We start from the raw sequence: 16,096 nt of genomic DNA, 5'->3' as shown, positions 1-16,096 counted from the left end.
CGCCTCCGAACTCAACGCCCGACCCCGCCAAACCCTCGACTGGCGCACCCCAGCAGAAGCACTCAACCAACTACTGTCGAACCCAACAGATCCAATCGGTGTTGCAACAACCGCGTGAATCCGCCGGGCTGTGGGGCGGTCAAGCGTTCCACTCGATGTTGGCCGAGGTGGTGCTGGCTGCGCGCGGAGTTGGCGGGAGCCCGCGACGCGAGAATCGCGGGACCCCCTATCGGGCGCGTGCGGAGGGTTGTCCGCGGACAGGCCCCAGGCGCCGCCCTCGCCTTCGCCTCCCGACCAGGTCAGGCGGATTCGTGGAGTCGCGGCACGTCGGCGAGCAGGCGCTGCGTGTACTCGTGCTGCGGATTGAAGATCACGTCGTCGGTCGGGCCCTGCTCGACCATGACGCCGTTCTCCATCACCAGCACCTTGTCGGCGAGGTAGCAGGCCTGGCCGATGTCGTGGGTGATGAAGAGGACGGTCATGCCCAGTTCGTCGCGCAGGTCGGTCAGGACGTTGAGGATGTTCACCCGGAGGGAGGCGTCGAGCATGGAGGTCGCCTCGTCGGCGATCAGCAAGCGCGGGCGCAGCATCAGGGCTCGAGCGATCATGATCCGTTGCCGCTGGCCGCCGGACAGCTGGTGCGGAAAACGATCAAGGACGTCGAGGTCCATCCCGACGTGGCCGAGGGCCTCCTCCAGGCGCTCCTTCGCCGACACCCGGTCCAGCATCCGCAGCGACCGGTTCAGTAGCCGGCGTACGGTGAAGAACTGGTTGAACGACGAGAACGGGTCCTGGAAGACCGCTTGCACATCCCGCCAGTACGCGATCCGCGCCGTCGTGGACAGGTTGGTCACGTCCTTGCCGTCGAACGTCATCGTGCCCGAACTGACCGGGAGCAGCCCGAGCACCATCCGGGCGATGGTCGACTTTCCCGAGCCGCTCTCGCCGACGATCGTCGTGATCTCCTTCTCCACCAGGGAGAAGGTGACATCGTCGACCGCGGTCACCTGGTTTCGGCCGGAGCCGAAGGTGCGGCTGATCTTGCTCGCGGTGAAGATCTCGGTCCCGGTCATGTCGTCCTCCCGGTGGTCGGGGCGTCTTCGAAGCCCTTCATGCCCTCGATCCTGATCTTGCGGTACTTGGGCTCCGGCACCAGCACCGAACCCAGCAAGGCCCGCGTGTACGGGTGCTGCGGATCGTCGACAAGTTCCGGGGTGTCGCCGGTCTCGACGATCTTGCCGCGGTACATGATCGCGAGCCGGTTCGAGACCGTACGCAGGACCGGAAGATCATGCGTGATGAAGATGACGCCGGACATGATCTTCTTCTCCAGCATGTCCAGCAGCATGTCGATCAAGGCCTTCTGCGACGTCACGTCGAGCGCCGAGGTCGGCTCGTCGGCGATCAGGATCCGCGGATTGAGCAGGGTCGAGATCACCGTCACGGTGCGCTGCTTCATGCCGCCGGACAACTGATGCGGGTACGCGTCGAGGGCTCGGACCGGCAGTCCGAGGGTCTCGAAGCGGTCCCGGGCCCGGTCGATCGCCTCGCTCCGTTTTGCGGAACGATCATGGGCCTTCACGACGTCCACCACAAGATCACGGACGCGCATGGTCGGGCTGATCGAGTTCATCGCGCCCTGCGGCAGCATCGACACGACGGAACCGCGCCAGGTCCGGGGGATCCGTTGCGTACCGTCCAGGAGCAGCTCCCTCCCGTCCACCTCGAGCGCGCCGTTGTCGACGTACAGCGGTGGCCGGGCGGTCAGGGAGATGATCGACCCGAGGGTGGACTTGCCGCTGCCGGACTCGCCGGCCAGGCCGAGCACCTCGCCCTCGTCGAGCGACAGCGAGACGTGGTCGACCGCATGGAGTTCGGCCGACCCCGACCGGTAGACGCCGTGGATGTCGGTGGCGCGCAGCAGTTGGCTCATTTCGGACGTCCTTCCGCGGGTACGGCATCGGCGACGGCCTTCTTGATCTTGCGCGCCCTTCCTCGACGCAGCCGGGGATTGAACACCTCGTCCAGGCTCGACTGCAGCAACAGCAGCGAGAACGCCACGATCGACAGCATCACCGTCGGCGGGATGAAGGCGAACCAGTAGCCGTTCCGGATCGAGCCCCAGGTCAGCGCCCAGTAGAGCATCAGGCCGAGACTGACGGTGCCGCCGGCCGGCCCGAGGCCGAGCAGACTGAGCGCCGATTCGGCCAGGATCGCCCCGGACACCTGCAGCACGAAGGCCATCACGACGTAGCTGAGCAGGTACGGCAGCACGTCCCAGCCGAGGATCGACCAGAACCGGGCACCGGACAACCGGGCGACGTCGATGTGTTCCCGGGTCCGGACGCTGGTCGCCTGGGCCCGGACCGCGCGGGCGGTCCACGGCCAGCCGGTCACGCCGATCACCACGGCCAGGGTCAGGATCGACCGGTTGTTCAACGCGATCGACAGCAAGATCACCACGACGATGCTGGGGATGGCCAGCGCGATGTTCGTGGCCCCCATCAGGATGTCGTCGAGCAGGCCGCCCCGGTAGCCGGCGATCAGCCCGATCACCAGGCCGATGGCGGTCGCGATGGAGCCGGCGATCAGGCCGACGATGAGCGAGGTGCGGGTGCCGTACACCAGATTGGCGATCACGCTCTGGCCCTCGTTGTCGGTGCCGAGCAGGAACGGCCCGAAGCCCTGCGGCGGGTCGTACAGGCCGCCGATCACGGCGTTCGGGTCGGTCTGCACGACCGCCGGGCCGAACAGCGCGATCAGGACGGTGATCCCGATCAGCACACTGGCGAACCAGAAACGCGGGGTGAAGTTCACGGCTCTCATCAGCGATCACCACTCTGGGCTGCTCGGATCCGGGGATCGATGATGCCGTACGCGATCTCGACGCAGAAGTTCGCGGCGAGCACGGCCAGCGTGATCAACAAGGTGATCGACTGGATCACCGGATAGTCGCTCTGACTGATGGCGTTGAACAGCAACGTGCCGAGGCCGGGGTAGTTGAACACCAGCTCGGTGATCAACGCGCCGCCGATCATGCCGCCGATGGACAGGGCCAGCCCGGTGATCTGCGGCAGCATCGCGTTCCGGAAGATGTACCGGACGATCGTCGAGTCACGCAGCCCGAGCCCGCGGCCGTAGTTGACGTAGTCGGAGCCGAGCTCGTAGATCGCCATCGACCGCATGCCGATCGCCTGGCCGCCGATGAAGATCAACACCAGGGACCAGAACGGTAACCAGAAGTACGTGATCGCGTCGCCGAAGAACGCGAACGTCGCCTCCGGTGACAGACCGAGCGAATAGGCACCGCTGATCGGCATCACGCCGAGCGAGACGCCGACGATGTACTGCAGCAGGATCGCCAGGCAGTAGTACGGCATGCTGGACAGGAACAGCGAGCCGAGGAACGCGCCCCGGTCGAAGTGTCCGCCCTTGAACGCGGCGATGGCGCCGAGCCCGTTGCCGACCAGCCAGCCGATCAAGATCGCCGGCAGCTGGATCGCGATGCTCCAGGGGAGAGCGTCGCCGACCAGCGTGTTGACCTTGGCCGGGTACTGGGCGAACGAGGTGCCGAGGTTGCCCTGGGCCAACTGCCCCAGATAGATGAAGAACTGCTTCCAGAGCGGCTCGTTCAGGCCGAACTCGCGCATGAACGTCTCGTGGATCTGCCGGAGCTGATCACCACCGGTGCCGCCGCCCCGGGCCAGTTGGCTGACGATCGTGTCCACCGGGTTGCCGGGGATCAGCCTGGGCAGCAGGAAGTTGAGCAACAGCGCGATGATCAGGGCCAGCAGATACCAGAGCAGCTTGCGGCCGAGATAGCGTGCGAAAACCATGGAGGATGTGCCCCGCGCGCCTAGGTTCCCACCTTCTTCAACTTGAACAGCCATTGGATTCCGGCGCCCTGCCACATCGGCGGTGCGAACGCGTTCTCCGAGGTTGGGAAGCCGACCCAGTTGGTCTCGTTGAACTCGTAGAACTCCAGCGGCCGGTACATCAGCGGAACGGCCGGCACCTTCTCCCGGAAGATCGCGTCCAGCTTCTGGTAGACCTCGCGCCGTTCGTCGTCGCTGGTGGCGGCGCCGGCCTGGTCGAGCAGGCCGGGCACTTCGGGATCGGAGAACCGGATGAAGTTGTAGAACGTGGTCTTGCCCAGCGGCGCGGCACCGCGGTTGTCCATCAGGTCCCGGAACCGCGACCACGGGCTGGCCAGGCTGACGCCGGACGCGCTCCAGCAGGCCAGTTCGAAGTCGCCGTTCTGCATCTTCGAGGTCACCTGCGGCGCCTGCGGGAACTCGGTCGCCACGTCGATGCCGACCGCCTTGAGGCTCTTGGTGGCGACCTCACAGGCCGTCTGCCAGTCGGACCAGCCGGTCGGCGTGATCACCGTCCAGGGGCCGAGCCGGGTGCCGTCGGGCAGCTTGTAGATCCCGTCGGATCCCTTGGTGGCCTTGAGATCCTCCTCGAGGATCCGGACCGCCTCGTCCGGGTCGTACTTCCAGCCCTGCGCGTCGACGGCGGCCTGGTCGTAGAACTTCTCCTCGTACCCGGTGGGCAGGATCAGGCTGGCGTTGGCGGGGTCGGAGTAGTCCGACATGGCGGTCTTGGCGATGTTGGGCGTGTCGATGGCGAACGCGATCGCGCGCCGGACCATCGGGTTGTCCAGACCCTTGACCTTGTTGTTGATCTGCAGCAGCGGAGTGTTGCCGGGCAGGTAGTACGGCTTCTGCTTCAGCCAGGTGCCGACCGGCTTGCCCTTCTCCCACATCTTCCAGATCTGGGCGGTGAACTGCTGGCTGGCGTCGATCTCGCCGCTCTCCAGCTTCAGGTCGCCGTCGTTGTTGGAGCGGAAGATCGGGTGGTTGATCATCTTCATCGCCGGGACGCCGTACAACTCCTTGCCCCAGTAGTCGTCGAAGCGGACCAGGCTGATCTGGGTCTGGTCGGCCTTCTCCAATTTGAACGGGCCGCTGCCGACCGGCTCCAGGTTCGTGTCGGAGGTGAGCTTCTTGGCGTCGATCTTGCTCCAGACGGCCTTCGGGATGATCACCGTGGTGGCGATCGCGTTGCGGACCGGCAGCAGGTTCAACGGCTTCGACTTCGCCTTGAACTGGATCGTCCGCGGATCCTTCGCGGTCACCGACTCCAGGTATTCCCAGACATTGGAGTAGCTGAGCGAGTTGTCCTTGGCCAGTTCGAACGTGAACACGACGTCGTCGGCTGTGAGTTCCGACCCGTCCTGCCACTTGGTGCCGTCCTGCAGCGGCACTTCGAGCGTCTGGGCATCGACCTCGACGAGTTCCTTGCCGAGACCGGGCTGCAGGCTGCCGTCCAGCATGTTGAACCGGAGCAGGGTTTCGTAGATCAACTGGATCTGGCCGCCGGTGGACGGCCACGCCGGCGACGGGCCGAGCGGGTTGAAGTTGGTCGGCGGGCCCCACTGGAAGCCGGCGACGAAGAAGGTCTCGCCGGAGGTTCCCGGCCGGCCCTTGCTCTCCGTACCGCCGGGCCGGTTGCCCGTCTGTGCGGTGCCGCAGCCGGCGGCTCCGATTCCTACCGCGGCGCCTCCCGCGGTGATCCCGGCGAGGGCCAGGAATCGGCGGCGACTCGACTCCATCGTGGTCCCCCAGGAGTTCGAATCATGGTCACCGGCCGGATCCGGGCCATCGCCTCGGTCTGGCTGGTGCGTGGGATCGGTCATCGTCGTCCTCCCCTGAAGGCGGCATTGGTTCCAAGTGAGGCCAAACTCACCACTTAACCGGTTCGGTTGTCAATGCCCCGACTGGCTTTGGATACAGATTGATACCTGGCCCGGGCCGGGCCGAACGGGCGCGCCGCGGTGGGTCATAATCGAGCCCGGTTTGTCGAATCGATTCACGAAAGCGAGCGCCCCATGACCGTCGTCGTCACCGCCGTGTTCCATCCGAAAGAGGGCGCCAAGGAGCAGCTCGCCGAGGCCATGCGCGCCGGCATCGAGGCCGTCCATGCCGAACCGGGTTGTGAGTTGTACGCCATCCACGACGCCGCCGACGGCACCATCACCATGATCGAGAAGTGGACCACGGTCGAGGAGCTGGACGCCCACGGCTCCGGTACGGCCGTGAAGGTGCTCGGCGCCGGCATCGAGGGACTGCTCGCCGCGCCGACCGTCGTGACCCGGATGACCCCGATCCCGCTCGGCACCCCGGACCAGGGCGCCCTCTGATCCGGCCGGTCAGAAGGGTTCGGTCTCGGCCACATCCTTTCCCCAGAAATCCAGGACGTAGATCTGCCAGTCGAGCGGCGGGCCGAACTTCTCCGTGAACCGTACGTAGCTGCAGTCTCGGGTGAAATCCCCTCGACCTCCGTCCCAGTTCGCCCCGGTCTTGACGAACACCCGGTAGGTGCTGGCCGGCAGTCCCTTCACGGTCGCCGAAGCACCGGCCCTGACGTAGATGCTGGCCAGCGGGCTTCCGGGATCCTTCCTCGCCACGGTCACGACTGCGTCCTGGTCACTGTGGCTGATGATCACGAGCCGGTGGGGTCCTCGGGTGCCGCTGCGTTCCAGGAACTCACCATGTGCGGCTCGGTGATTCTTCCGCTCCGGATCCGGTGGCTCGGGGGGCAGTAGTTCCTTACCCCAGACGAACCCGATCTTGGCGTACTCCTTGGCGGCGGACGTGGTCTCCACGACTCCGTATTCCGCAGCCAGCGAGTAGATCCGGTGCTTCTCCGCGGCCAGATGCGCGGTCTTGGTCGGGACGATCCGGCATTCGTTCGGCTCGCGATCCCAGACCCCGGCGGATTCAAGATCGCTCAGCATCAGGGACAGCGACGCGTTGGCCGACTGGCGTGACCGGGGTTCGCGGATCGCGTCGAAGACTTCGCTCTCGGCCGCAGCCACCTCCGCGAGTTGCTGGGCTGTGACCTCGAGCTCCGCCAGCGACTTCGCCGCGATCACGGAGTCCAGCGCGCTCCGGATGCGCCGCTCGGTCCGGGACAGCTGCGCCTGGTAGGCATCCTTCGACAGAGGCCCGGCCGACGTGCTCGGTGGCGGGGGCGGGGCAGGAGGTGGTGCCTGTTGGCCCCCGCAACCCGAAGCGAGCATGGCGAGGGCGGCTGCCACTGCCAGGGGCCCGCGCATACCCGTCAGCTTAGTCGTGCTGATCATGATCACCCAGGGTCGGTGAGGACGTTCCGGCCCGTGGGTACGGGAGTCGAACCGGCCCCGGCTGTCGGCGGGGTTTGCAAGACTGCGCTCATGCTCTTGGAACGGGTCGCCGCGGCGTCGGCGGCGATGGCCGCGACGCGATCTCGGATCGCGAAGCGCGAGGTGATCGCCGACGTGCTGCGCGACGCGGAGCCGGCGGAGATCGAGATCGTGGTGGCCTACCTGGCCGGCTCGCTACGGCAGCGGCGGACCGGCATCGGCTGGCGTACGGTCAGCAAGGCGCCGCCGCCGGCCGCCGAGGCGACGCTGACCGTGTCCGAGGTGGACGTGATCTTCGAGGCCACGGCCGGACTGGCCGGGGCCGGGTCGGCCGGCCGTCGCTCCGAGCTGGTGGCGAAGCTGTTCGGCCGGGCCACCGAGCCGGAGCAGCGGCTGCTGGCCGGGCTGATCTCGGGCGAGCTGCGGCAGGGCGCGCTGGAGGCGCAGGTGCAGGAGGGCCTCGCGGTCGCGTACGAGGTGCCGGTGGCGGCGGTGCGGCGGGCGGCGATGCTCACCTCGTCGACGACGGCCGCGGCCCGGGTGCTGGTCGAGGGCGGCCTGGCCGGGTTGGAGCAGGTCGGGCTGTCGGTCGGGACCGGGATCCAGCCGATGCTCGCGGCCAGCGCGCCGGACGTGACGGAGGCGGTGGGGAAGGCCGGGCTGCCGCTGCTGGTCGATCACAAGCTGGACGGGATCCGGGTCCAGGTGCACAAGGACGGCGACACGATCCGGATGTTCACCCGGTCGCTGGACGAGATCACCGACCGGTTGCCGGAGGTGAGCGCCACGGTCGCCGCGCTGCCGTACGAGACGATGGTGCTGGACGGCGAGGTGCTGGCGTTCCGGCCGGACGGGAAGCCGGAGAGCTTCCAGGTGATCGCCTCCCGGACCGGGTCCCAGCTGGACGTACCCGCGCAGGCCGTGCGGACCCCGCTGCGCGGATTCTTCTTCGATCTGCTGCACCTGGACGGCCGCGACCTGCTGGACGAGCCGCTGACCGAGCGGATCCGGATCATGGAAGAGGTGCTGCCGGCCGAGCTGATCGTGCCGCGGCGGCGCTGCGACTCCGAGCCGGAGCTGGCCGAGGTGTTCCGGACCGCCGTCGCCGACGGGTACGAGGGCGTGGTGGTGAAGCGGCTCGACGCGCCGTACGCCGCGGGCCGTCGCGACTCGGCCTGGATCAAGATCAAACCGCGGCACACGCTGGACCTGATCGTCATCGCCGCCGAGTGGGGCCACGGCCGGCGGAAGGGCTGGCTGTCCAACCTGCACCTGGCCGCGCGCGATCCGGGCACCGGCGAGTTGATCATGCTCGGCAAGACGTTCAAGGGCATGACCGACAAGCTGCTGACCTGGCAGACGGACCGGTTCCTTGAGCTCGAGGCGAGCCGCGACGACTACACCGTCTACGTCCGGCCCGAGACCGTGGTCGAGATCGCGTTCGACGGACTGCAACGCTCGACCCGCTATCCGGGCGGGGTGGCGCTCCGGTTCGCCCGGGTGCTGCGCTACCGCGAGGACAAGACCGCCGACCAGGCCGACACCTTCGACACCGTGCTGGCGATCGGGGGCACGGTCGAGCCGGAGTGATCCCGACGGCGACGAAACCACCCGTCCGGACCGGGCGGGCACAATGGTGCCCGTGGCGGGCTCCCGAATCCTGATCGTCGAGGACAGCGACGCGATCCGCGTCGCGGTGCGGGCTGCCCTTTCGGCGCAGGGATTCGAGGCGACCGGTGTGGCCGACGGTGCGGACCTGGAGCAGCTGCTGGGCGAGCTCCGGCCGGAGCTGGTGATCTTGGACGTGATGCTGCCCGGCCGGGACGGGTTCGCGCTGCTGGACGTGATCCGACGGCTCAGTTCCGCGGCCGTGCTGATGTTGACCGCTCGGGACGCGACGGCGGACCGGGTCCGCGGCCTGGCCGGCGGTGCCGACGACTACCTGGTCAAGCCGTTTGCGATGGTGGAGCTGATGGCCCGGGTGACGGCGGTGCTGCGGCGCACCGTACCGGGTGGGCCGTCGATCATGATCGGCGATCTGGAGCTCGCCGAGGAGTCCGGTACGGTGCTCCGCGACGGCCGGTCGATCGAGCTCACCGACACCGAGCTGCAGATCCTGAGCTACCTGGCCGGGCAGCGCGGCCACGTGGTCAGCAAGGACAAGATCATCAACGCGGTCTGGGGCTATTCCGGCTTCGACCCGAACCTGGTCGAGGTGCACGTCAGTTCGCTGCGGCGCAAGCTGGAGCGGCACGGGCCGCGGTTGATCCACACCGTCCGCGGCCGCGGCTATCGCCTGGCGGAGGAGCCGTGACCGGGCTGCGGACCGGGTCCCTGCAGGTACGGGTCGCGGTGTCGGTGATCGCCGTCCTGGTCGCGGTGCTGGTCGGGCTCGGCCTGGTGATCGACACGATCTTCGGCATCCAGTCCGAACGCGGCCTGGACGCGCTGCTCACCGGCCGGGCCCAGCTCGCCCGGCAGCTGGCCCGGACCGGCGTCCGGCCGCAGCAACTGGTGAACCGGGTCGAGGCCGACGGGGTACGGGCTCGGCTGGTGCTCAGCGACGGCCGGGAGTTCGGCAGCGGGGTCGAGCTCGCGGAGCAGCCCGGGCCCACCAAGGCGACCACGACGAAGCTGGCCGGCCCGGGCCGGCTGGACGGCGCCACGGTCACCCTTGCGGTCGATCTCGCCGTCGTCGCCGACGCCCGGTCGGTGCTCCGCCAGGTGTTGTTGATCACCGGGGCCGCGGCGATCCTGATCAGTGCCGCCCTGGTGATCATCGCCGTCCGGCTTTCCCTGGCCCCGTTGGGATCGATGGCCCGGCTGGCCCGGACGATCGCCGGCGGCCGGCGCGGCTCCCGGCTCGAACCGACCCAGCCGGAGACCGAGCTGGGCCGCACCGCGACGGCGTTCGACGCGATGCTGGACGAGCTGGAGGGCGCCGAGGTGCGGGCCCGGCAGGCCGAGGAACGGAGCAAGGAGTTCCTCGCCGATGCGGCGCACGAGCTGCGCACGCCGCTGGCCGGCATCCTGGCCGCGGCCGAGTCGCTGCTGCACTACCAAGATCAACTCAGCCCGGCGGAGCGGCAGCGGCTGGAGGTGCTGCTGGTCGGCGAGGCCAACCGGGCCAGCGGCCTGGTCGACGACCTGCTGGCCGCCGCCCGGCTGGACGCCGGCGTGGACCTGAACCGGACCGACCTCGACGTCGCCGCGCTGGTCGAGGACGAGGTGTCCCGGGAGCGGGCGCTGCATCCGGCCCTGACCTTGATCACGGAGGGGCCGCCGACGTCGGCGTACCTGGACGGGGACAAGCTCTCCGGCATCCTGCGCAACCTGCTCGGCAACGCGATCCGGGCCGTCGGTGATCAGGGCACGATCCTGATCACGGTCGAGCCGGCCGGCGACCGGGTGCTGGTCGCGGTCGAGGACGACGGGCCGGGCGTACCGCCCGCGGACCGGGAGCGGATCTTCGAACGGCTGGTCCGGCTGGACGCGGGTCGGAGCACGCTGTCCGGCGGCTCCGGCCTCGGCCTGGCGATCGCCCGCGGCTACGCCCGCGCCCACGGCGGCGAACTGGTCTGCGTCGACCCGGTCCGGCTCCCCGGCGCCCGGTTCCTGCTCACCCTCCCGGTGCGGGACCTGTAGATCTGCTGAAGGTACCCGGGATTCGGTCGCAGGTCGGCCGGTCCGGTCGGCAAGGTGGACCGCATGCCACGGTTGACCGAGGATCAGTTGATCCGCCGCCTCTACGACCGCTTCGGGTTCGGCGCGGCGGCGCAGGAGTTGACCGAGGCCCGGCGGGCGGGCTGGCGGGCGACGCGGACGGTGCTGCTCCCCGGCACCGATCGCGGCGGGAACCCGCCCGCCACTCCGGCCCCCGACCTGGCGCCGTACCGACGGCTCGGGAAGGACGCCGACCCGGCCGAGAAGAAGGCCCGGCGGCAGCAGCTCCGCCAGGACCGCACCGAACTGGTCAGCTGGTGGCTCGACCGGATGACGACGACCGCGGACCCGGTGGCCGAACGGCTGACCTGGTTCTGGCACGGCCACTTCGCGACCAGCCTGCAGAAGGTCCGCGACCCGCGGCTGATGCTGGCCCAGAACGAGACCCTGCGCCGGTCCGGCCGGGGCGACTTCCGGGAACTGGCCCGGGCCATGATCATCGACCCGGCGATGCTGATCTGGCTGGACGGCAACGACAACACCGCGAAGGCGGCCAACGAGAACCTGGCCCGCGAATTCCTCGAACTCTTCACGCTCGGCCACGGGAACTACTCCGAGGCCGACATCAAGGAGGCGGCCCGCGCGCTGACCGGCTGGACGGTGAACCGCAAGACCGGCATCGCGAAGCTGAAGGCCAAGCAGCACGCGACCGGCGACAAGACGATCCTGGGCCGGACCGCCGACTTCGACGCCCGCGGCTTCGTCGACCACGTGGTCGCCCAGCCGGCCTGCGCCCGCTACCTGATCGATCGGCTCTGGTTCCGGCTGGTCGCCGCGGAGCCGCCGGACGACGCTGCGCGGGAACGGCTGACGGAGGCGTACGGTCCCGGCCGCGACATCACCGCCGTGCTGACCGCGATCACCGAGGAACCGGCCTTCGCCGAGAGTGCGACGACCTTGATCAAACAACCGGTCGAGTGGTGCGTCGGGCTGCTCCGGGCCGTCGGTGTCCGGCCGACCGAGCTGGAGCCGCAGCAGCAGCGGAAGTTGATCACGCTGCTGAAAGGGATGGGTCAGCAGCCGTTCCTGCCGCCCAGCGTCGGCGGCTGGCCGGCCGGTCCGGCCTGGCTGTCCACGGCCGCCGCCCGGTCCCGGATCGAGGTGGCCACCATGATCGGGAAGGCCGCCGCCGATGAGCTTGCCGCGGCGGACCCGGTGCAGGTGCTCGGCCTGGACCGGGTGTCGCAGCGGACCGCGGCGGCGATCAAGGAAGCGCCGAAGCCGATCCGGCTGGCCGTCGCCGCCTGTTCCCCCGAATACGTCGTGTCCCTGTGACGCGGACACCTCTCTCCGATCGAAAGGACTGATCATGATCCGGCCGAAGCTCTCCACGTCCGTCAGCGCGGTGACCCGGCGCCGGTTCCTCGCCTTCGCCGGGGTGGCCGGAGCGGGCGCGCTGGCCGTCGGTGCGACCCAGGTGCGCTGGGCCGACCTGGTCCGGGCCGCCGCCACGACGCCGCTCGATCCGGCCGCGGGCGTGCTCGTGGTGATCACCCTGTACGGCGGCAACGACGGGCTGAACACCGTGGTCCCGGCCGCCGATCCCGCGTATCAGCAGGCCCGCGCCGAGCTCGCGTACCGGCCGGACGAGGTGCTCGACCTGGGCGAGGGGCTCGGCCTCAATCCCGGGCTGAAGGGGCTGCACGGCCTGTGGCAGGACCAGGGCCTGGCGGTCGTCCGCGGCGTCGGCTATCCGAAGGCCGACCGGAGCCACTTCCGGTCGATGGCCATCTGGCAGACCGGCTCGCCCGAGGCGCCGACCCGCAGCGGCTGGCTCGGCCGCTGGCTCGACGCGACGACGACCGATCCGCTGCACGCCGTCTCGCTCGACCCCGTCACGCCGCCGTTGCTGGCCGGCGAGAAGCTCGCCGCGGCGTCCTTCCCGCTGTCCGGCCTCACCCTGCCGCAGGGCGGACTCGGTACGGCGATCGGGGCCCTGGCCGCGCCCGACCCCGATGATGATCACTGGCTGTCACTCGCCGCGAAGCAGTACGCCGACCTCGGTTCGGCCGGCCGGACCCTCGGCCCGGCCCTGGAACGGCAGCGCTCGGCCGAAAAGGACGATGATCAGGACCAGGGCGACGACGAGTCGACCAAGGGCGGCTCGGCCGGCGGCCAGGGTCAGCTCGCCGCGCAACTCGACCTGGTCGCGACCATGATCGACATGGGCGTCCCGACCCGCGTCTACTCGGTGTCTCTCGGCGGCTTCGACACCCACTCCGACGAGCGCGGCACCCAGCAGCGGCTGCTCGGCGAACTCGACGCCGCCGTGTCCGGCTTCCGGGACCGGTTGGCCAACAGCGAACGCGGCCGCCAGGTCGTCACCATGATCTACTCCGAGTTCGGCCGCCGGGTCGCGGCCAACGCCAGCGACGGCACCGACCACGGCACCGCCGGCCCGGTCTTCCTGTTCGGCGACGGGGTTCGCGGCGGCTTCCTCGGTGACGAGCCGAGCCTGACCGACCTCGACGACGGCGATCTCCGCGCCGGCACCGACTTCCGGTCGATCTACGCCTCCGTACTCGATCGGGTGCTGGGCGCCGACTCGGAACCCCTCCTCGCCGGCTACTCCCAGCGCCTGGACGGCCTCTTCACCTGACCTCTTTCCCGCTGTGCCGAAGCTATATCCTGGCTCGATGTCCGATGCGGGTCGGTGGAGCCGATGATCTTCCTGGTGCCGTTGGCGATCGCGGTCGTCGTCTGTGCAGTCGCGGTCTGGCGGACCCGGACCGAGCCGCGACGGCTCAGCAACGCCTACTGGCTATTGGCCGGGGCGATGTTGTTGATCAACGTGCTCGGTGGCGTCGGGTTGGTCGTGGTCGACCTGTTGTCCTTCACCATCGTGGCGATCGCCCTGCTGTCGCCGCTGCTCGTCCTGGTGCTCTGCGGCTTCCTGATCATGAACGGCGTCGTCATGCTGCGCCGGGAGCGGGCCAGCCTGGCCAACTCGCTCTCCCTGCTGGCGGGCCTGACGATCACCGCGCTGGTCGTCCTCCTCATCCCGGTCTTTCTGTCCGGGCCGCTCTGGCTGCGCTCGCTCTGGCTGCTCGGGTTGCTCGCCGCCGGCTATCTCGGGTTCCACTTCGTGGCCTTCCTGGGGTACGGCCGCCTCTACACCTGGCTGGTCCGGAACCGCCCGGCCACCTGGGTGATGGTGCTGGGCTCGGGACTGCGCCGCGGCACCGAGGTGCCACCGCTGCTCGCCTCCCGGATCCGCGCCGGCATCGCCGAGTTCAGCCGGCGCGGCGCGCGGGTGTTGATCATGTCGGGCGGTCAGGGGCGAGACGAGAAGATCGCCGAGGGGACCGCGATGGCCGGCTGGGCGGTCGAGCAGGGCGTCGATCCGGCGGTCGTCCGGGCCGAGATCAAGTCGCGCACCACCGAGCAGAATCTGCGCTACACCGGGGAACTGGTCCGCGCCGAGGCCCCGGCCACGGAAGGGCCGGGCCTGATCGTCACCAGCAACTACCACGTGCTGCGGGCCGCGATCCTGGCCCGCAAGACCGGGCTGGACGCCCAGGCGGCCGGCGCTCCCACCGCCGGCTACTACTGGCCGAGCGCGATGATCCGGGAGTACGTGGCGATCCTGCGCGAGCGCCTGGTGCTGCACGCGGTGCTGCTGCCCCTGGTCGCCGTCCCGCTGCCGCTGGCCCTGCTGATCGCCGCCGGCTGAGCCGACCAGGACTTCGGTGAATTTCCGCCGGGACTGACCGGCGGAAATTCACTGCCGAACGGCCACCTAGTCGAGTTCCTTGTGGGCGGTTTCGGTGAGGAAGAGGTAGACGATCAGGGAGATCAGGCAGAGCCCGGCGATGTACCAGCCGAACAGGCCCGGATTGCCCAACTGCTTGAACCAGGTGCCCATGTACGGGGCCGTACCGCCGAAGATCGCCACCGTCAGCGAGTACGGGAAGCCGATGCCGGACGCCCGGACCCGGCCCGGGATCAGTTCCGCGTTGAGCGCGGCGCTGATCGAGGTGAAGCCGCTCAGGAAGACCATCCCGACCAGGGTGATGATCAACAGCCCGGCGAACCCGTGGTTCGAGCTGATCAACGCCAGCGCCGGCACGATCCCGATCACGAAGGCGGCCGCGAACGCGATCAGCATCGGCCGCCGGCCGATCCGGTCCGAGATCGCCCCGGTGATCGGCTGGATCAGCCCGAAGAAGGCCAGCGAGATCGTACTGATCAACAAGGCCTGCTGGGTCGGATGGCCGTTCTGCTGGGCGAACGTCGGCAGATACGTGGTCCAGGAGTAGTAGGCGATGGTGCCCGCGATGGTGACGCCGCAGACCAGCAGCGATTCCCGCGGATGCCGCAGGATCGCCTCGAACAGGCCCGGCCGGCGCAACCCCTGGTGCACGTCCCGGGTCTCCTCGGCACTGAACCGGATCACCAGGCCGACCAGCGCGATGATCGCGCCGATGAAGAAGCCGATCCGCCAGCCCCAGCCGGACAGCTGCTCCTGGGTGAGCGCGAAGGCGAGGATCGTCGCCACGCCGGACGCGACCAGTTGGCCGGCCGTGGTGGAGACGTACTGGAAGGACGAGAAGAAGCCGCGACGTCCGCGCGGTGCCGACTCGACCAGGAAGGTGGTGTTCGCGGCGAACTCGCCGCCGATCGAGAAGCCGGCCACCAGCCGGCCGAAGACCAAGATCATCGGCGCGACGATCCCCGCGGACTCGTAGGTCGGGGTCAGGCCGATGATCAAACTGCCGACACCCATCATCAGGATGGTCGCGGTCAGCGTGTTCTTCCGTCCCCAGCGATCGGCGGCCCAGCCGATCAGCAGTCCGCCGATCGGCCGCAGGAAGAAGCCGACCGCGAACACCGCGAACGCGGCCAGCACCTGGGCCACCGGGTCGCCGGGAGCGAAGACCTGCGCCGCGAAGATCGGCGTCAGGAAGGTGTAGATGTACCAGTCGTACCACTCGACGGCGTTGCCGATGGAGGCCGCGACGATCTGCCGCGGCCCGCGCTGCTGGGCCCGCGTCCGTTGATCAACACCGTCGCGGGGCCCTGCAGGTTCGCTCATCGGAACGCCCGGTCGATCAGGCCGGGATGATCAGGCCGGCGGTCTGGGTCTTGGCGGCGGCGTAGCGGTTCTGGGCGTCGGCCCAGTTGACGACGTTCCACCAGGCCTTGACGTAGTCGGCCTTGACGTTCTTGTACTGCAGGTAGAAG

The 16,096-nt window shown here is 69.0% G+C and carries 15 protein-coding genes; 7 read left to right on the top strand and 8 right to left on the bottom strand.

All coding sequences use genetic code 11. The features are described from left to right. Window positions 1-299: 299 nt before the first annotated feature. The 5 genes from ACFQU4_RS37480 to ACFQU4_RS37460 are packed head-to-tail and all read right to left on the bottom strand — an operon-like array spanning window position 300 to window position 5,701. The gene (locus ACFQU4_RS37480) at window positions 300-1,073 is read right to left on the bottom strand and encodes an ABC transporter ATP-binding protein (RefSeq protein ID WP_377502373.1); all 774 of its coding nucleotides are present in this window, start codon (window positions 1,071-1,073) and stop codon (window positions 300-302) included. Beyond that, window positions 1,070-1,933, bottom strand: a complete 864-nt coding sequence (locus ACFQU4_RS37475; protein WP_377502370.1) for an ABC transporter ATP-binding protein — start codon at window positions 1,931-1,933, stop codon at window positions 1,070-1,072. Before ACFQU4_RS37475 ends, ACFQU4_RS37480 begins: the two co-directional genes overlap by 4 nt. Then, a complete protein-coding gene (locus ACFQU4_RS37470; protein WP_377502367.1) occupies window positions 1,930-2,826 on the bottom strand; it encodes an ABC transporter permease in 897 nt (298 codons plus the stop codon). Before ACFQU4_RS37470 ends, ACFQU4_RS37475 begins: the two co-directional genes overlap by 4 nt. Then, on the bottom strand, window positions 2,826-3,836 hold the full coding sequence (locus tag ACFQU4_RS37465) for an ABC transporter permease (RefSeq protein WP_179751022.1): 1,011 nt from the start codon (window positions 3,834-3,836) through the stop codon (window positions 2,826-2,828). The genes ACFQU4_RS37470 and ACFQU4_RS37465 overlap by 1 nt, the downstream gene beginning before the upstream one ends. 20 nt (window positions 3,837-3,856) lie before the next feature. Then, complete coding sequence (locus ACFQU4_RS37460) at window positions 3,857-5,701, bottom strand: ABC transporter substrate-binding protein (RefSeq protein WP_377502363.1); 1,845 nt, start codon at window positions 5,699-5,701, stop codon at window positions 3,857-3,859. Window positions 5,702-5,893: 192 nt separating this feature from the next. Between ACFQU4_RS37460 and ACFQU4_RS37455 the strand changes: the two genes are divergently transcribed. After that, complete coding sequence (locus tag ACFQU4_RS37455) at window positions 5,894-6,205, top strand: putative quinol monooxygenase (RefSeq protein WP_377502360.1); 312 nt, start codon at window positions 5,894-5,896, stop codon at window positions 6,203-6,205. Window positions 6,206-6,214: 9 nt separating this feature from the next. Here ACFQU4_RS37455 and ACFQU4_RS37450 read toward each other — a convergent pair whose 3' ends face one another. Further along, window positions 6,215-6,940, bottom strand: a complete 726-nt coding sequence (locus tag ACFQU4_RS37450; RefSeq protein ID WP_377502357.1) for a hypothetical protein — start codon at window positions 6,938-6,940, stop codon at window positions 6,215-6,217. Window positions 6,941-7,240: 300 nt separating this feature from the next. Here ACFQU4_RS37450 and ACFQU4_RS37445 point away from each other — a divergent pair, with 300 nt between their 5' ends. The 6 genes from ACFQU4_RS37445 to ACFQU4_RS37420 all read left to right on the top strand — a co-directional run bounded on the left by ACFQU4_RS37445 (window position 7,241) and on the right by ACFQU4_RS37420 (window position 14,585). Beyond that, entirely contained in the window at window positions 7,241-8,779 is a 1,539-nt protein-coding gene (locus tag ACFQU4_RS37445) for an ATP-dependent DNA ligase (RefSeq protein ID WP_377502354.1), read from the top strand. Window positions 8,780-8,831: 52 nt separating this feature from the next. Then, window positions 8,832-9,503, top strand: coding sequence for a response regulator transcription factor (locus tag ACFQU4_RS37440; RefSeq protein WP_377502351.1), 672 nt, complete (start codon window positions 8,832-8,834; stop codon window positions 9,501-9,503). Next, entirely contained in the window at window positions 9,500-10,834 is a 1,335-nt protein-coding gene (locus ACFQU4_RS37435) for an ATP-binding protein (protein WP_377502348.1), read from the top strand. Before ACFQU4_RS37440 ends, ACFQU4_RS37435 begins: the two co-directional genes overlap by 4 nt. Window positions 10,835-10,897: 63 nt before the next feature. Beyond that, window positions 10,898-12,187: a DUF1800 family protein gene (locus ACFQU4_RS37430; protein WP_377502345.1), complete on the top strand. Its 1,290-nt coding sequence runs from the start codon at window positions 10,898-10,900 to the stop codon at window positions 12,185-12,187. 34 nt (window positions 12,188-12,221) lie between these two features. Continuing rightward, window positions 12,222-13,511 (top strand): DUF1501 domain-containing protein, encoded by a 1,290-nt coding sequence (locus tag ACFQU4_RS37425; protein WP_377502342.1) that lies wholly within the window; start codon window positions 12,222-12,224, stop codon window positions 13,509-13,511. A 63-nt stretch (window positions 13,512-13,574) separates the two neighbouring features. Next, window positions 13,575-14,585 carry a YdcF family protein gene (locus ACFQU4_RS37420; protein WP_377502339.1) on the top strand — a complete coding sequence of 337 codons (1,011 nt, stop codon included), beginning with the start codon at window positions 13,575-13,577 and terminating at the stop codon, window positions 14,583-14,585. 66 nt (window positions 14,586-14,651) lie between these two features. Here ACFQU4_RS37420 and ACFQU4_RS37415 read toward each other — a convergent pair whose 3' ends face one another. Together ACFQU4_RS37415 and ACFQU4_RS37410 are read right to left on the bottom strand one after the other, a co-directional pair. Continuing rightward, a complete protein-coding gene (locus ACFQU4_RS37415; protein ID WP_377502336.1) occupies window positions 14,652-15,947 on the bottom strand; it encodes an MFS transporter in 1,296 nt (431 codons plus the stop codon). Between the two features lie 16 nt (window positions 15,948-15,963). After that, on the bottom strand, window positions 15,964-16,096 hold a 133-nt coding region (locus tag ACFQU4_RS37410), incomplete at its 5' end, for a Fe-Mn family superoxide dismutase (protein WP_377502376.1).

Source organism: Microlunatus sp. GCM10028923 (assembly GCF_042666975.1).
Taxonomy (GTDB): Bacteria; Actinomycetota; Actinomycetes; order Propionibacteriales; family Propionibacteriaceae; genus Microlunatus.
The sequence above is the reverse complement of the archived record's forward strand: the minus strand, read 5'-3'. Positions and strand labels throughout refer to the sequence as shown.